The organism is Streptomyces toxytricini (assembly GCF_014649915.1).
Classification (GTDB): domain Bacteria; phylum Actinomycetota; class Actinomycetes; order Streptomycetales; family Streptomycetaceae; genus Streptomyces; species Streptomyces toxytricini.
In genome coordinates, this window is the sequence record NZ_BMTY01000005.1 from 53,932 (window position 1) to 70,376 (window position 16,445).

Genomic DNA, 16,445 nt, shown 5'->3' on the forward strand with positions numbered 1-16,445 from the left:
AGGACTGACCCATGCCCTTTATCGACGTCGCCGAAGGCAACAGCGCCCCCGTCCGCCTGTACTACGAGGACCACGGCGCCGGCCGCCCGGTCGTGCTGATCCACGGCTGGCCCCTCAACGGGGCCTCCTGGGAGAAGCAGACCGCCGCGCTGCTCGCCGCCGGCCACCGCGTGATCACGTACGACCGGCGCGGCTTCGGCCGCTCCGACCAGCCGGCGGACGGCTACGACTACGACACGTTCGCCGCCGACCTGCACACCCTGCTCACCACGCTCGACCTGCGCGACGCCGTGCTCGTCGGCTTCTCCATGGGCAGCGGCGAAGTGACCCGCTACCTCGGGGCTTACGGCTCGGAGCGGGTCGCCAAGGCCGTCGTGATCGGCGTCGTCCCGCCGTTCCTGCTCAAGACCGACGACAACCCGGGCGGCGTCGACGGCAGTGTCTTCTCGGGGATCGAGCAGGCCATCGCGGCCGACCGGTTCGCGTTCATGACCTCGTTCCTCGCGGACTTCTACAACACCGACGTGCTGGGCGGCGAGCGCATCAGCGAGCAGGCCGTCCAGGCCAGTTGGAACGTCGCCGTCGGCGCCTCCGCCAAGGGCACCCTCGACTGCGTCCAGGCCTGGCTGACCGACTTCCGCGACGACCTGCCGCGCATCGACGTCCCCACCCTGATCGTCCACGGCGACGCCGACCGCATCCTGCCCGTCGACGCCACCGCCGTCCCGCTCGCGCAGCTCATCGGGGGCGCCCAGCTGACCATCGTGCCCGGCGGCCCGCACGGCCTGCTGTGGACCCACGCGGACGAGGTGAACGCCGCCCTGCTCGCCTTCCTGGACTGAGCGGACGCCGCCCGGGGCGCGCCGGAGGCCGGCTCCCGCACCGGGAGCGGCCGCCGGCGCGCCCCGCCGCCGGACCCGCGCCCGCCCCGGCGCGCTCGCCATCCCGTGCGCTTCCCCGCCGCCGACCCCACCCGCCTTCCGCCGAAGGAGTTCCCCATGCCGCACGACCCCGTGCTGGAGCCCGCCGCCCAGGCCTTCGCCGACGCCACGGCCCTGCCGCCCTTCCTCTACGAGATCCCCGTCGCCGACGGCCGCAAGGCCGTCGGCGACGTCCAGAACGGCGAGGGCGTGTCCCTGCCCGGGACGGACGAGGAGTGGATCACCGTGGAGGGCGGGCCCACCGGCTCCGTCCGCGCCCGCATCGTCCGCCCCCGCGGTGCAGCCGGCCCCCTCCCCGTCGTCCTCTACCTCCACGGCGCCGGCTGGGTGTTCGGCAACGCCCGCACCCACGACCGGCTGGTGCGTGAACTGGCCGCCGGCACCGGCGCGGCCGTCGTCTTCCCCGAGTACGACCTGTCGCCCGAGGCCCGCTACCCCGTCGCGATCGAGCAGAACTACGCAGTCGCCCGCTGGATCGTCCGCGAGGGCGCCGCGAAGGGGCTCGACGCCGGCCGGATGGCCGTCGCCGGGGACTCCGTCGGCGGCAACATGAGCGCAGCGCTCACCCTGATGGCCAAGGAGCGCGGGGATGTCGTCCTGCGGCAGCAGGTGCTCTTCTACCCGGTCACCGACGCCTCCTTCGACACCCCCTCCTACGAGGCCTTCGCCGAGGGCTACTTCCTGCGCCGCGACGCCATGCGGTGGTTCTGGGACCAGTACACGGCAGACACCGCCGACCGGGCCCGGATCACCGCCTCGCCACTGCGCGCGACCACCGAGCAGCTCGCCGGCCTGCCCCCGGCCCTGGTGATCACCGCCGAAGCCGACGTCCTGCGCGACGAGGGCGAGGCGTACGCGGCGGCACTGCGCGCCGCCGGCGTGCCCGTCACCGCGGTGCGCGTCCTCGGCACCATCCACGACTTCGTCATGCTGAACGCCCTGCGCGAGACGCGGGCCGCCGGCCTGGCGATCCGGCTCGCCGTCGACACCCTGCGCGAGGCCCTGGCATGACCGGCGCCCCCGCGACCGGCACGCCCGGCCCGAGCATGCCAGTGGCCGGAGTCGTCCCGGCGGCCCACCACGGCGGCCCCGCCACCGCCGACCTCCTGCTGCGCAACGCGAGGATCCACACCGGCGACCCGGCCCGGCCCGCCGCCACGGCGCTGGCCGTCCGCGACGGCCGGATCCTCGCCCTCGGCGACGACCACGACCTGGCCCCCCACGTCGGGCCGGCGACCAGGGTCGTCGACGCCCTCGGCCGCCGGGTCGTCCCCGGACTGAACGACTCCCACCTCCACGTCATCCGCGGCGGCCTCAACTACGTACTGGAACTGCGGTGGGACGGCGTGCCCAGCCTCCGCGAGGCCCTGGCGATGCTCCGCGAGCAGGCGGGCCGCACCCCCAAGGGGCAGTGGATCCGCGTCGTCGGCGGCTGGACCGCCGAGCAGTTCGCCGAGCGCCGGATGCCCACCGTCGCCGAACTGAACGCCGCAGCGCCCGACACCCCGGTCTTCGTCCTGCACCTGTACCAGTCGGCGCTGATGAACCGGGCCGCCGTACGGGCCGCCGGCTACACCCGCGAGACCCCCGATCCGCGCGGCGGGCAGATCGTCCGCGGCCGGGACGGCGAGCCGACCGGGGTGCTGCTGGCGGCGCCGAGCGCGCTGCTCCTCTACTCCACCCTCGCGAAGGCTCCCGTCCTGGACGCCGCCGACAAGCGGGCCTCCACCCGCCACTTCCTGCGCGAACTCAACCGCTTCGGGCTCACCTCGGCCGTCGACGCCGCCGGCGGGTTCCAGAACTTCCCCGACGACTACGCCGCCGTCGTCGACCTGGCCGGCTCGGGCGAGCTGTCACTGCGCATCACCTACCACCTGTTCCCGCAGACCGCCGGGCAGGAACTCGCGGACCTGCGGCGCTGGACGCAGACCGTGCGGCCCGGCGACGGCGACGAGTGGCTGCGCCTGGGCGGCGCCGGAGAGAACCTGACGTGGGCGGCCGCCGACTTCGAGAACTTCTCCGAACCGCGGCCGGAGCTCACCCCCGGCTACGAGGTCGAGTTCGAGCAGGCCGTCCGGCTGCTGGCCGAGCACGGGTGGGGCTTCCGCCTCCACGCCACCTATGACGAGACCATCCGCCGCGACCTCGCGGTCTTCGAGAAGCTCGCCGCCGAGGGACTCTTCCCCGCCGGCAGCCGGTGGCTCTTCGACCACGCCGAGACCGCCTCCGACGACAGCCTCGACCGGATCGCCGCCCTCGGCGGCGCCCTGTCCGTGCAGAACCGGATGTCCTTCCAGGGCACCGCGTTCCTGGAGCGCTACGGGGCCGAGGCCGCCGCCCGCACCCCGCCCGTCCGGGCCATGCTGGGGCGCGGGCTGACCGTCGCCGCCGGCACCGACGCCACCCGTGTCTCCTCGTACAACCCGTGGGTCTCCCTGCACTGGCTGGTGACCGGCCGAACCGTGGGCGGCACCGCCCTCCGCCCCGCCGCGCACCTGCTCGACCGGCAGACCGCGCTGGAGCTGTACACCCTCGGCGGCGCCCGCCTGACCGGCGAGGACGACACCAAGGGCATGCTGCGCGAGGGCTTCCTCGCCGACCTCGCGGTGCTGTCCGCGGACTACTTCACCGTGCCCGAGGCCGCGATCCCGGACATCGAGTCCGTCCTCACCGTGGTCGGAGGGCGCATCGTCCACGCAGGCGCCGAGTACGCCGGCCTCGACGAGCCCCTGCCGCCGGTCCGCCCCGACTGGAGCCCCGTCGCCCGCTTCGGCGGCTACCGGCCGGCCGGCGCCCGCCAGGCCGAGGCCATGGCCGAGGCGGTCGCCGAGTCCGAGGAGCACCGCCGGTGGCGTGCGGCGCGCGGCGCCCTGCCCCCGGCGCAGCCCGGGCCCGCCGCCGTCGACCCCTGCTTCGCCCCCTGACCGAGAGTGACCCGCACATGAGTACAGACAACGCCTCCGGCAGCGGATCGGGGCGCCGCTTCGAACCCGACCTGCGCGCGATGACCCGCATCAACCTGCGCCCGATGGCCTCCCCGATGCCGCTGGGCTTCTTCACCGTGGCGATCGCCTCCGTCATGACCGGCTGCCTGCAACTCGGTGTGTTCGACGAGTCGGAGCGGCGGGCCGTCGCCCTGTGCGTGCTTCCCGCGTTCGCGCTGCAGTTCCTGGTGAGCATCCTCGCCTTCAGCGCCCGGGACGTCGTCGCGGCCACCCTCATGGGCGTCTTCGCCGGCAGCTGGCTGGCGTACGCGCTGGTCATGGGAACCGGCGCGGCGGGCGGGCCCAGGGTGCTCGGCGTGTTCAACCTGGCCTTCCTCGTCCTCGGGGCGCTCATGGCCGCGGTCACCCGGCCCAAACGCGCGCTCTGGATCGTCATCGTGGCCTCCCTGCCCCGGTGGGCCGCCACCGGCCTCGGCGGACTGACGGGCTCCGAGGCCCTCACCCGGACCGCCGGCGCCCTCGGCCTGGCCGTGGCACTCGCGGCCGCCTACGCGGCGTTCGCCCTGATGCTGGAGGACATGCGCAGCGAGGAGGTCCTCCCCATCGGCCGGAGCGGGCCAGCCCACCACGCCGTCGAGGGGGACCTCGCGGTGCAGCTGCGCAACCTGGAACGGCAGGCCGGCGTCCGCCGCACCCTGTGAACCGGCCCGGCGCCCGCGTCCCGCCCGCTCCGGCACTGGCCGACCGGCCCGCCGCCGCCGTGGAGCGCCTGGTGGGGATTCCGCCGCGTCCGTGGACACCACGGTGGTCGAACTGCGGCCCTTGGCCGTCGACATCGCCCACCACCCGGCCGCCGGCTTTCCGCCGCCCGCGTCGAGGAGCAGCTCGCGGCGCTGCGGGCCGGCCCCGGGTGAGGTGCTGAGTCGTGCCGGCCCGGCGGCGGCCGGGCGCGGCCCGCTCAGCCGGTGCCGGCCGGCCCCCGGGACGCCGCCTGCCACTCGCGCGGCGTCATGCCGTACGCGGCGCGGAAGGACCGGCTGAAGTGCGAGGGGCTGACGAAGCCCCAGCTCTGCGCGACCGCCGATACCGTCGGCCCGGTCCCGGCGCGGCGGGCCAGGTCGCGGCGGCAGCGGTCCAGGCGTTCGGCGTGGATCCACCGGCCCACGGACGTGCCCTCCGCCTCGAAGAGCCGGTGCAGGTGGCGCACCGAGATGTGGTGCGCGGCCGCGATCCGCTCCGGGGTCAGCCCGGGGTCCGCCAGGTGCCGCCGGACGTACTCCTTGATCCGGGCCAGAATGCCCCGGGCGGCCTCCGGCGCGTGCGGGTCCGGCCGGCCCTGCCGTTCGCGGACCAGCACCGCGAGCAGGTCGGCGGCGGTCAGGGCGAGCCGGTGGCCGGTGTCGGCGTCGAAGCCGGGCGCCTGCTCGGCGAGCCGGGTGAGGTAGCCGGCCAGCAGCCCGGCGGTCCCGGACCGGCCGTCGAACACGGTGGCGGTCACCGCGCCGAGGTCGTCGTCGGAGACGCCGATGTCCTTCTTCGGAACGCGGAACGCGGTGAACCGGAATTCGTCCGGCTGCTCCCGGCGGTACGGCCGGCCGGCGTCCGAGCAGGTGAACGTCCCCGGGACGGCCACTGCCTGCCGCCCGTGCTGGGTCAGCCGCGCCGTTCCCCGGTGCTGGAGCGTGACGGTCACGTACTGCCCGCCGCCCTGTGCGATGCGGCGCCGGCTGCGGATGACGGCCTGCGGTCCGGCTTCGACGTCGGAGATCTGCAGGGCGCCGACGTGCCGGCTGACGATCGTGCCGACCGCCGGCTCCGGTTCGTGGAGGGCGACGTCCAGTGGGATGAAGGTGCCGGAGACCAGGCTGTGCCAGTAGTCGGCTCGTTCGGTGACGGGGAGGGCTGCGGTGGTGCTGACCAGGGACAACATGATCTCCGGGTGGGTTGGGGGGTGCTTCTGCAACCACTCTCGGACCACCGGCCGCCGCAGCCATCCGTCACATGACTTGCCCCGTGTACGTCGCACCGCGGGGTGCGGCGCCGGCCGCGCCGCCGCTCCTGCCGTTCAGGGGCCGGCCGCCGCGTCCTGCTCCACCACGTCCCGCAGCTGGCTGCGCGAGGAGACGCCCAGTGCGGGGAAGGCCTGGTAGAGGTGGGTGCCCACAGTGCGCGGGGACAGGAACAGCCGTTCGCCGATCTCACGGTTCGTCAGGCCCTGGGCGGCGAGCCGGACGATGCGCTGCCGCTGCGGCGTCAGGGACCGCAGGGCGCTGGGCCGGCCCTGCGCGACGGTGACGCCTGCCGCCCTGAGCTCCGCCTCGGCCCGGGCGCTCCAGTGCACGGCGCCGAGGCCGTCGAAGATCTCCCGGGCCTTGGTGAGGGCCTCCCTGGCGTCCGCGATCCGGCGCTGCCGGCGCAGCCATTCGCCGTACTCCAGCCATACCTGCGCCCGCTCGAAGGGCCACCGCTGCCCGGTCGGGTCGGCCAGCGCGGCCAGGAACAGCGGCCCGGCGTCCGCCGGGTCGGCCAGCAGGGCCGCGGCCCGGTCCAGGGTCTGCCGCAGCCGGGCGGAGGCCCCGTCGCCGACCTCGGCGGTCACCCGCGCCAGCACGGTGCGGGCCTCGTCGGCCTGCCCGGTGAGCACGGCGGCGGCCGCGAGGTCGGCGACCGCGTAGCAGGAGAGGTGGTGGTGCAGCGGGTGGCCTGCGGCGTCGAAGACCTCGCGGAGGTGCCGGTGGGCGGAGGCGTGGTCGCCCAGGGCCGTGGCCGCCAGGCCGGCGGCGCGGCGGGCGCGCACCACGGTCCCGAGCGCGCCGGCCGGCTCGGTCACGGCCAGTGCGGCCGCCGCGTGCCGGAGCGCCGGCTCGGGCTCGCCGGTGAGGGCGTGCAGGGTGGCCAGGACGGTCACGGCCCGTACGGAGCCGAGGGTGTGCTCACCGTCCAGGAACCGCGCGGCCAGGCGCTCGACGCCGAGCCGCGCGTCGGCCCACCGGCCGCCGTCCACGTTCGCCCACGCCAGGTCGGCGGCGGTCATTCCGGCGTGGAAGGCGTCCGCGTCCTCCCACTGCGGGTTCACCAGCTCGCCGAGCAGGCTCACTGCGGTCTCGGTCTCGTCCAGTACCAGGCAGAGCACGCCGAGGGTGTGCAGTTCGGTGGGGAGCCGGCCGGGCGCCGCGGCGACGGCGGGCAGCACCTCGCGGATCGAGGCGCCGTGCACGAACGGGTCCGTCACCCCGAGGTCCCAGAGGTGGAACGGGTGGGAGGCGATGTCCTGTGCCTCGCGCCGGTCCAGCAGGGCGCGCAGGCGGGCGCGCTGGGCGGGGGCGCCCGAATGGTAGGCGATGCCGGTCGCGATGGTCGACACGCCGGCGCCGATCGCCGCCGGGTGCATCAGCCCGTCCGAGTCGACGAGGGCGAACGCCCTCTCCAACCGCAGGGTGAGCATGGCGACGAGGCCGCTGAGGCCGGAGATCCATCCCGCGGTCATCGGGTCGCGGTTCGCTTCGAGGGCCAGTGCGGCGAAGGCCTCCGCCTGGCCGAGGTCGCCGACCAGCACCGAGGCGTACGCCGCGGTGGCCAGTCGGCGGACCCGGTCGGCGGGGTCGGTGCCGAGCTGTGCGGCCCGCTCCAGACCGGCGACCGCCTCGGCCATCGCCCCCCGTGCCACCGCGCGCAGTGCGGTCTCCTCCAGGGCGCCGGCGACCGACGCGTCGGGCGCCACGGTGGCCGCCGACAGCTGCCAGGCCCGCCGGTCCGGATCGCCCCGGAGGGCGGCGGCCAGCGCCAGGTGCGCGCTCCGGCGTTCGGCGAAGGGAGCCGCACCGTAGATGGCGGACCGGACCAGCGGGTGGCGGAAGTCGATGCGGTCCGGGTGGAGGCGGATCAGGCCCGCCTGTTCCGCCGGCCGCCACACCTCGACGTCCGTACCGGGCGGCAGCGCGGCCATGACGTCGGCGAGGCCCGCGCCTTCCGCCGCCGCGGCGAGCAGCAGCGCCCCGCGGGACGCCGCGGGCAGCTCGTCCACCTGGGCGGCGAAGGTGCGCTCCAGCAGGTCGGTCACCGGCACGTGGCCCGTCGCCGGCAGTCCGCCGTCGCGCGCCGCCTGCCGGGCGAGCTCGACCAGGGCGAGCGGATTGCCGGCTGCCGTGTCGAGGATCCTGCGCCGGGCGGGCCCGGCGGGGGCGTCCGGCTGGGTGCTCAGGAGTTCTTCGGCGTCGGCCGGCGGGAGGGCCGGGACCGGCAGCTCCGGCACGGACCGGTCCAGCCAGTCGGGGCGGCGCGTGCCCCGGGCGGCGAGGAGCAGCCCGATGGGCTCGCCCGCGAGGCGCCGGGCGAGGAAGCCCAGCACCTGGCAGGTCCCGTGGTCGAGCCACTGGACGTCGTCCACCACGAGCAGCAGCCTCCTCGCCGAAGCGAGCTGGGAGGCCAGGGTCAGCACGGCGAGGCTCATCATCATCAGGTCGGGCGGCGCCGGGTCGTCGCCGAGGCCGAAGGCGCTCAGCAGGGCGGCGCGCTGGCGGAGGGGCAGGCCCTCCGCGCGGTCGAGGACGGGGAACAGCAGCTGGTGCAGTCCGGCGAAGGCGAGTTCGGTCTCGGCGGCGCTGCCGCGCACCCTGAGCACGGTGGCGCCTGCCGCCGAGGCCGTGTCGACCGCCGAGTCGAGCAGGGTCGTCTTGCCCACCCCGGGCTCCCCGAGGAGCAGCAGTGACGCGACGGGGGCGCTCGGCGCGAGCGCTTCGGCGATGACCGCCCGCTCCCTCTGACGACCGATCAACTGGTGTCTCCTGAACTCGTCGCCCTCGGTGCGGTGCGGCGTCCGCGCGCCGCGAACTCGCAGGCCAGAGCATAACTCGGAGTGAGCACCGATATCGGTACGGACCCTTCCGCTCCGGCCCCCCTCACTCCCCCGCGCGGGTTGTCCGGTGGGCGGGTGTGCTGCCGGTCCGGCGCCACGGCTTCTCGTACGTGCCGCCGCACACTCGGCACCGGCACCGGAAGAGGGTGGCAGCGGGGTCCATCTGATCGCTGGGCTCGGCGGGGTACTCGGCGTTCCGGATTCTCGCGACGAGCTGCGGTGCAGTGCAGATGCAGGTGTGCGCGTTCGACACGATGCGCCGGGGGGATCCGGCGGGGCCGGAGGGCGGGGCGTCGACGAAGTCGGTCCGGTAGCCGTCGATCGGCTTGTGTTTCGTGCGCTTCGTCGCCTTCTCGAAGCGCCGTTGGCTGGTCTGGCTGGGAAAGATCAGGAGGAGGCCGGCCAGGAGCCGGAAGGCGTGGCCCCGTACCCGCCCGGGGTCGGGGTCGAAGACGGCGGCGGTGACGCCGTTCTCGTCGACGAGGGGTACGCCGCCGGCGTAGCGGGGGTCGCCGGTGCTGAAACCCACGGTCGCCGTGACGCCGCGCTCGTCGGCGAGTTTGGCCAGTGCCAGGTCGATGCCGGGGCGGAAGCGGATGGCAATCTCCCGCAGTCTGCCGGTCCGGGCGGCGCGGGCGGCTCGTTCGGCAGTGGTCGCTTCGTCCACAGCCTTCGCGCGGGAGATGGCGTTCTGGGCGCGGATCTCCTCCCGCTTCCTCTCCTGGGCTGCCCGTAGCGCGGCCATGCGGGTCTCGTACGCGCGCTGTCGGCGCTCCTCCTCGACGAGGTGGGTGTCCTCGGCGGAGACGTACTGCGGTGCAGTCCACACCGTGGGGAGAGGCCGCTGGGGGTACTGCGTCGGGGTTCGCGGGGTGTGCGGGACGATCCGCTGGGTGAACGCCCAAGTGAGGAACTGGATGAGGGAGGCGGGCACTGGCTTCCAGCTGCGGCTCTCGAACTTCATCAGGCCTTCGGCGACGGCCAGGTGCCCGGCTGCCTCGGACCGTTCCAGGCGGACGGAGGGGACGATGCCGAGCCAGGGAGGGCGGGGCCGGTCGCTGAACCAGATCGAGGTGACGCCGTCGGCACGCATCCTGTCGGTGCGGGCAGTGATGTCGACGCCGGTGATCGGCGCGAGCTGGGCTTCCAGGGCGGTCGCCCAGTTCCCGGCGGGATCGGTGGCCAGGACGTCGGCCCGCCAGGTGCCTTCGGGGCCGGGGACTTCGAGTTCGGCGTGGGCGCCGGCGTCCCGCGCCGCGTTCGCCAGCTCCAGCTTCAGCAGGTGGTGGGCGACGGACTCCAGGCCGAGCGCGCACGTGGGGGCTCCGGGAGCGTGGGCGAAGAACCGCAAGCCGCCGCGGGAGGTCTTCGCGTACATCGGATGACGGCACTCGTCGCAGGTCAGTGGGGCGGGTGGTCGGGTCTTCCACACCGCTTCCCAGCCGCGTCCGCACCCGAGGTCGGACAGGTGCGCGAAGACGGTTCCCCACTCGGCGTGTACGGCCCTGAACGCCACGCTGCCTCCTGCTGGTCGGCGACGGGGCCAGTGTGGCGCGGAGCACTGACATCGCGTCATGCCGCGGACCGGGTTCGCCGATCACTGGCCGGTCAACAGTGGCGGAGCCGTGGGGCCGTCCGCTCTGCCCGGTCGGTGAACCGCCGCACGCCTCGCAGGGTGGTGCGCAGGATCCGCTGGGTCGCGCGGCTGTCGAGGCGTACGTCGAGGGGGCCGGGGTGGGGGCTGTGGGCGCGTAGGGCGGTGGGGAGCCGGGACGGGTCGAGGCCGTCGCGTTGGGCGATGAGGGTGCCGAGTTCGTGGCGGCTGACGGCGTCGGCGCCGGCGGGCGTGGTGAATGCCGGACGTCTCGCCGGCCGCGAGTTCCAAGAGGGCGGCGGCCAGGTCGGAGACGTGCACGGGACAGCGGAAGTCGTCGGTGAAGAGGACGCCGTCGCGGGTGCCGGTGGCGAGGTCGTGTACGAGCTTTTCGTGGGTGGAGCGTCCGTGGCCGATGATCAGCGAGGTGCGGACGACGGCGGCCTCGGGGTGGATGGCGAGGATGCCGGTCTCGGCCGCTGCCTTGGCTGCTCCGTAGGGGGTGGTGGGGTCGGGGAGGCTGGATTCGTCGTAGTGGACGCGGGTGCCGGAGAAGACGGCGTCGCTGGAGACGTGGACCATGCGGGTGCCGTGTTTCGCCGCGGCGATGGCCAGCCGGACCGGGCCCTCCGCGGTGACCCGCCAGTCCGCCCCGCCACTCGATGCGTTGACGAGGGTGTCGGGGCGCACCCGCGTGAGCAGGGCGTCGATGCCGTCTGCGTCCCGCAGGTCGAGGGGTGCCACACAGTGGCAGCCGTGGTGCCGGGCCGGGTCGCGTAGGTGGCGGCCGTGGTGTGCCCGGCGGCGGTCGCCTGCCGGATGAGCTCGGCACCCAGGAAGCCGCTGCCGCCGATGATCAAAGTGGTCATTCCCGGCACGCTACTGCCGACACGGCGGGCGCCGGCGCGGGTTCCGGAGGTTGCGCTTCTGCGGCTCACGGGCGAAGGCAATTCGCCCCGCACAGGGCGACCGCCTTCGGTGTCTGAGAGGCTGCCGGGCGCACTGGGACCCCAGAGGCCACGGCCTTGCCGACGCCGTCGAGCATCGGGCGGGAAGCGGCGAAGCCGGGGTGCCCGTAGGCATCCCGGCTTCGCCGTCGGCGGCGAGGAAAGCGGGGGGACTAGTTCAGTGGAGTGGTGAGAAGGAAGTCCGCCCATGGCCTCGCCGCGGCCAACGGTAGCAGTCAGGCCGGGATCAGTGCGCGCAGGTTTTCCGGGGTGATCACCACTGACTGCGGGTGGAGTCCTTCCGGGCGCTCCAGGCCGATGTACGTGACCGGGCCGTTCGGGAGCCGCGTGCCGTCCCACCACGTGGTGGCCGCGGCCCGGTCGGCCATCAGGCCGATCAGGTGCCGGACCGTCAGCTGGTCGCGTTCGACGATGCCGCGCACCAGGGTGGCGACCGACACCCTGTTCCCCTCGACCCGGTTGGCGCTCGGGCTGCCCTTCAGGTACAGGTGCAGCCACTTGGCTCGCCACCTGCCGTCGTCGCCGCGCAGGAACACCAGTGGCAGGGCGACCCTGCCCGTCCCCCGCATCTGCGACTTCATGCGGACCGTTCGCGGCTCGAAGGGGCGGCCCTGCTGATCGGCGTCGCGCAGCATGAACCCGAAGAACGACTCGGCGACCTCCTCGAAGCCCTCCCCGGAGAAGATGTTGACCTGCGGGACGATGAAGTCGCCGCGTACGGCGTCCAGGCGCAGGTTGATGAACTCCGAGGCGCCGTCGGGCGCCGGCGCGTCGGTGATGTCCCCGGAGTGTTCGCCTTCGAGGTCCTGCAGGGCCGTGTACGACAGCCAGGTCACCGTTTCGTACGACCCGTCCAGCATGAGGGCGGACAGGTCGAAGTCGGTGCTGCGCTGCGCCTGCCGCCAGTGGACGAAGAACCGCAGCAGCTCCCCGTCGACGGGCGAGACGGAGCCGCGGGGCAGTACGCCGAGCCCGGCGGCCGTCGCCTTGCCGCTGAGCGGCAGTGCGACGTCGAGGACGGCGGGGTCGACCAGCAGGTGCCCCGGCTCCGGGAGCCGGCGCCGCGTCTCGGCGTCCAGGGCTGCGACGAGGCGCTTGGTCTCGGGTTCCGGAACGGGCGGGCGGGTGTCCGTGGTGACCCAGGCGCGGCCGCCGCGGTTGACGAAGAAGCGGCGCGGGCGCGGTACCCGCTCCAGGGTGCGGTTGTGGAAGTGTTCGCGTACCGACAGCAGGACCCGGCCGGAGACCTGCGGGGCCGCCGCCTCGGCGGCGGCCGTGACCGCGTCGCGTTCCACCTGCCCGGGGCAGGCGCGCAGCAGCCGGTCCAGGGAGCGCAGCAGCTTGCCAGGGGCGGCGGACGCCAGAAGCAGTGCCGCGCCCGTGACGTCGTCGGCGCCGAGCAGTTCCTCGACGCGGCTGTCGAGGGTCCGGGCCTCCTTCTCGCCGCGGGCGACGGCGAAGACGTCGGCGGCGTGCGGCCAGTGCGGGTACTCGTGCGGGTGGAGGCGCTCGCCGAGGCGCTTGAACGCCTCGCGGTGCGCGGTGACGTCGGCGAGCTTGGCGGGCGACGCGGCGACGACAGCGTCGAGCCCGGCGAGGAGGGCGCGGCGGACCGGCCGGGGCAGCGACCGGAAGCGGGTCGGTTCGGCGAGGGTCACGTCGCCGTCCGACAGGGCGCAGGCCAGGCGCAAGGCGTCGGTGACGGTGTCCAGCAGGAGGTCCGCGCCGCGGTCGAGGCGGGCACGGTTGACGACGGCGCGGTTCTCCCGGACCGGGATCTGCGCGGGCTGCGGGCCGTCGGCGCAGTGCCCGGCGAGCACCGCGAGGTCGCGCAAGTCCTCCTCGCCCAGCGGCGCGGCACTTCCTGCCAGCGCCAGGTACAGGGCGGTGGCCTCGGCTTCGGGTGCGCCGCCCGCGTGCAGGACCGTCATGCGGTCGCCGGCGGCGGCGATCAGCTCGTCGTGGGCGGAGAGCATCTCTTCGTACGTGTGCCGGTAGGTCCCGTACGTCGGAAGGGTCAGCAGGTCGACGACACCGGACCGGAGCTGGTCGAGGGTGCCGGGACGGGAGGCGTCGTCGTCGAGGGCCTCGCGGATGCACTGCATCCAGAAGTCGAGCGTGTCCGGCACGTTGGCGGGGAAGTCGACGAAGCGGACGTTGTGCCGGACGTGGTCGCCGACCATCGCGCGAACGGTGTCGAGCGTGCGTGAGGCGGTGTCGAGGACGGTCTCCTCGGCCAGCCCCGAGAGGCGCTCCAGCAGTTCCCCCGAGAGTTTGAAGCCCACGGACATCAGCGCTGCGTCGAACTGCCGCGCTGCAGTGCCGCCTTGCCCGGCCGGCCCGGAGGGGGCGGGGAGGCGGTGGGTGTGCCGGATGACCAGGGCTTCGAGAGGGTGGGGCATCCGCGAATGATCCCAGACCACCCGACCAGCCGCATTCGCGTTTTCGGACGCCGGGGGCCGGCCGCAGCCGGGTGCCCGTTCGCCTCCGGGAGCGGGGGGCGCGTACCGGGAACGTCTGGCGGGCCGCCTGCGGCGGCACGACGAACGTCCGGCAGGCGGGGTGGCATGTCGTTGCCGTCGCACAGCGTTTCGCACGGGTACCGCGCGGAGCGGGCATCGGCCTCAGGTGCGGCGAGGCGCTCCGCATCCCCGAGACGAGGAGCCCCCGGACCAGCATGCGGCCAGCTCTCGGCGGCCTTCCCCTCGGGACGCAGGGAGTACCGCCGCCGGGGCGTCTGCCGCGATCAGGCTAGGACCTGTCGTCAAACTCCAGTCGTCGCCCGGAGGGCGGCCCCGCGGCGTTTGGTGCGTGCTCTCGGAGTGCCGGGCGGAAGCCCGCGTACCGGACGGGCTTTCGCCCGGTGCGGCGAGAGCGCGTGCCGGGCGTCGCGGGGCAGGCGGGAGTTGACGACAGGCCCTAGAAGGGTTCGGCGGTCTGCAGGAGGCGCTGCGGGAGGTAGGGCGATTCGACACGGATGGCCCAACCGCGGCGGCGGGCGTGGCAGGCCAGGGCGAGGACGTCGAGGTTGACGGAGACGTCCGGATGGTCGGCGCGGTCGGCGACCTGGTAGTACGCGCGGTGGGTTTCGAGCGCGTCGGCCAGGGCCAGGTTGAAGCTCTCCTCGTCGCCGTCCACCAGCTGCGACAGCAGCACGGCCGGCGGCATGGCGAAACCCCAGTCCTCGGCCTTCTCCGCCTCTTGAAGCGCCCGCTGCGCGGCTGCTTCGGGTTCGGCGCCCTTCAGGTAGGCGTGCAGGGCCTCCCGGTACGCGGTGAACGCGGAGCCGTCCGGCCTGGCGAAGGTGGGGCCGGTGAGGACAAGCGGGGCGAGGTCCTCCCGTGCGCCGGTGATCAGGGCGAAGGCGGTCGCCATCTGCCAGTAGCCGGCGCCTGCTTCCCTGCCCCGGGAGGCGGGGTAGCGCAGTACGCGACCGTCCACCTCCACTTCGACCTCGGTTCCCGGTTCCGCCATGGCGATGCGGAACAGGGCCGCCCCCGTCTGGGAGGCCGTGCGAAGGGTTGCAAGCTGGGCGTCCGTATCGTCGCCGGCGCCTCCCGCACGCCACTTGAAGAGACGCCCCTGATCCTCCAGGACGCTCGCGAGCCGCCAGACGGCCAGAGGTGCTCCGTCGACGGGGGTGAACGCCTCCTCGAGGTGTTCCTCGTACATGGCCTCGACCTGGGAGATCTCCTCGCGCCGACAGGCGGGCCGCTCCACCACGAGCGGGCCGGCGGCGAGCGCGGCGACCGCGTCGGGCCGCCGGCCCCGGCCGAACCCTGCGACCCGGGGGCCGCGGGTCTCGAAGCCGGTGACCAGGGCGTGCGGGAGGTAGTCGGTGTGGACGGCGGGCGCCCAGCCCATGGTCCGGTACGCGAGCGCGGCAAGGGCGATGGGGACGAGCGGGAGGAGGCTGCTCGGGGAGGCCTTGGGGCCCTGCGGGGCCGCGTGCCCGGCCAGGAGATCGGCCAGCCCGGCGTTGAAGGCCTCCCGGTCCTCGGCGGCCAGGGCGCGCAGTGTGCGCAGTGCCGTGCTGTCCGGCCGGTCCACCGGCGGCTCGCCGGTCTCCTCGGCGCGGATCCGGATGCGGTTCAGGGCCGCGTCGACGGCGGTGAGCTTGGCCTGCGCGCTCGGCGGGTAGTCCTCGTCGTCGCCGGTGTGGTGCAGGACCACGGCCGTCAGCGCCGTGGCGAGTTCTCCGGCGGGTGTCCCCTTCGCCTGCTCGGCGAACTTCTGCCGGGCGAAGTGGAAGGCCTCGCCGTGCCACTCGGCCTTGTCCCTGAGGACGGCCAGGCAGAACGCGTCGATCCACTCCGACGGCGTGACGCTCTCCGCGGGGGCGTCCTCCCCCGGGTCGTAGCCCCTGCCGAAGTTCACGTAGTCGAGAAAAACCTGGAAGGTGCAGTGCGGGTGGTAGGCGGCGTAGGCGACGGCGCCGACCGCGGCCTCGGAGGCGTCCTTCAGGGCGGCTTTGGCCTCCGCGGTGTCGAGGTCGGGCGTTTCGACGGAGAGCGCGCCCAGGTAGTCGAGGAACTCGCCGGCTATCGCCTGCCACTCGTAGGTGGCCATCCGACCGGCCCTCGACATCGACCAAACCTGGCCCTCGATGCGGTTCGTGAAGTCCTCGCGCGCTGCCCGCACGACCGCTTCGTCCACCTGGTGACGCTCTATTCGCACTGCCCTGCTCCTTGATCAAGTCCTGAGACGAGCCTAGGCGGCGGCTCTGACAGGGGGCTTGAAGCCTCGCCCGGGCGAGCGATGTCGCCCTGGCGGGGGGCCGGGCCGGGCCGGGTGCGCGGTGGCGCGCGGGACGGCGCGACCGCAGCCGTCACGGCAGCCGGGCCCTGACACGGGAACGCAGGCGGCCTGCCGGTGGCCGGCTGTCGCCCCGATGTGTCGGAGCCGAGTCCGGCGTTGAGCCGGTCGGTGGCTTTCACCGCCCGCAGCCGGCGCTCCCCGCCCTGGACCAGGGGGAGCCGTCCGGCTCCCCAGACCGCGTCGATGGGCTGCTCCCAGCGCGGCACGACACCGCGGAGCCGCGCGCCACCGCCTGCGCCGGCAGGCCGCGCAGCGGCACCCCCTGCCCGCTGGAGGCCCGGCATGCCGATTCGCAAGCCGGCCCCGGCACGCGGCTTCGACAGG

10 protein-coding genes are annotated in these 16,445 nt (G+C 74.4%); 4 read left to right on the forward strand and 6 right to left on the reverse strand.

The annotated features are described in order from the left end of the window. Window positions 1–11 precede the first annotated feature (11 nt). From IE170_RS07790 to IE170_RS07805, 4 genes are all read left to right on the forward strand, one after another. On the forward strand, window positions 12–842 hold the full coding sequence (locus IE170_RS07790; protein WP_189808559.1) for an alpha/beta fold hydrolase: 831 nt from the start codon (window positions 12–14) through the stop codon (window positions 840–842). Window positions 843–998: 156 nt separating this feature from the next. Continuing rightward, window positions 999–1,952, forward strand: a complete 954-nt coding sequence (locus IE170_RS07795; protein ID WP_189808560.1) for an alpha/beta hydrolase — start codon at window positions 999–1,001, stop codon at window positions 1,950–1,952. Continuing rightward, window positions 1,949–3,865: an amidohydrolase gene (locus tag IE170_RS07800; RefSeq protein WP_189808561.1), complete on the forward strand. Its 1,917-nt coding sequence runs from the start codon at window positions 1,949–1,951 to the stop codon at window positions 3,863–3,865. The genes IE170_RS07795 and IE170_RS07800 overlap by 4 nt, the downstream gene beginning before the upstream one ends. A gap of 17 nt (window positions 3,866–3,882) precedes the next feature. Further along, window positions 3,883–4,587: a GPR1/FUN34/YaaH family transporter gene (locus IE170_RS07805; protein ID WP_189808562.1), complete on the forward strand. Its 705-nt coding sequence runs from the start codon at window positions 3,883–3,885 to the stop codon at window positions 4,585–4,587. Between the two features lie 257 nt (window positions 4,588–4,844). On the opposite strand, the gene IE170_RS07810 is transcribed toward IE170_RS07805, so the two are convergent. The 6 genes from IE170_RS07810 to IE170_RS07835 form a co-directional block, all read right to left on the reverse strand. Beyond that, the gene (locus IE170_RS07810) at window positions 4,845–5,816 is read right to left on the reverse strand and encodes an AraC-like ligand-binding domain-containing protein (RefSeq protein WP_189808563.1); all 972 of its coding nucleotides are present in this window, start codon (window positions 5,814–5,816) and stop codon (window positions 4,845–4,847) included. Between the two features lie 135 nt (window positions 5,817–5,951). Beyond that, window positions 5,952–8,660 (reverse strand): helix-turn-helix transcriptional regulator, encoded by a 2,709-nt coding sequence (locus IE170_RS07815; RefSeq protein ID WP_189808564.1) that lies wholly within the window; start codon window positions 8,658–8,660, stop codon window positions 5,952–5,954. 124 nt (window positions 8,661–8,784) lie between these two features. Beyond that, a complete protein-coding gene (locus IE170_RS07820) occupies window positions 8,785–10,257 on the reverse strand; it encodes a competence protein CoiA family protein (protein WP_229884636.1) in 1,473 nt (490 codons plus the stop codon). An 81-nt stretch (window positions 10,258–10,338) separates the two neighbouring features. Continuing rightward, entirely contained in the window at window positions 10,339–11,079 is a 741-nt protein-coding gene (locus IE170_RS07825) for a sugar nucleotide-binding protein (protein WP_308428371.1), read from the reverse strand. A 439-nt stretch (window positions 11,080–11,518) separates the two neighbouring features. Beyond that, window positions 11,519–13,705 (reverse strand): TerD family protein, encoded by a 2,187-nt coding sequence (locus IE170_RS07830; protein ID WP_189808565.1) that lies wholly within the window; start codon window positions 13,703–13,705, stop codon window positions 11,519–11,521. Between the two features lie 517 nt (window positions 13,706–14,222). Further along, the gene (locus IE170_RS07835) at window positions 14,223–15,980 is read right to left on the reverse strand and encodes an immunity 49 family protein (protein ID WP_229884637.1); all 1,758 of its coding nucleotides are present in this window, start codon (window positions 15,978–15,980) and stop codon (window positions 14,223–14,225) included. Window positions 15,981–16,445 lie beyond the last annotated feature (465 nt).

Coding starts and splice junctions, on each gene's coding strand:
- IE170_RS07790 (WP_189808559.1), top strand. CDS start 12: ATGCCCTTTATCGACGTCGCCGAAGGCAACAGCGCCCCCGTCCGCCTG.
- IE170_RS07795 (WP_189808560.1), top strand. CDS start 999: ATGCCGCACGACCCCGTGCTGGAGCCCGCCGCCCAGGCCTTCGCCGAC.
- IE170_RS07800 (WP_189808561.1), top strand. CDS start 1,949: ATGACCGGCGCCCCCGCGACCGGCACGCCCGGCCCGAGCATGCCAGTG.
- IE170_RS07805 (WP_189808562.1), top strand. CDS start 3,883: ATGAGTACAGACAACGCCTCCGGCAGCGGATCGGGGCGCCGCTTCGAA.
- IE170_RS07810 (WP_189808563.1), bottom strand. CDS start 5,816: ATGTTGTCCCTGGTCAGCACCACCGCAGCCCTCCCCGTCACCGAACGA.
- IE170_RS07830 (WP_189808565.1), bottom strand. CDS start 13,705: ATGCCCCACCCTCTCGAAGCCCTGGTCATCCGGCACACCCACCGCCTC.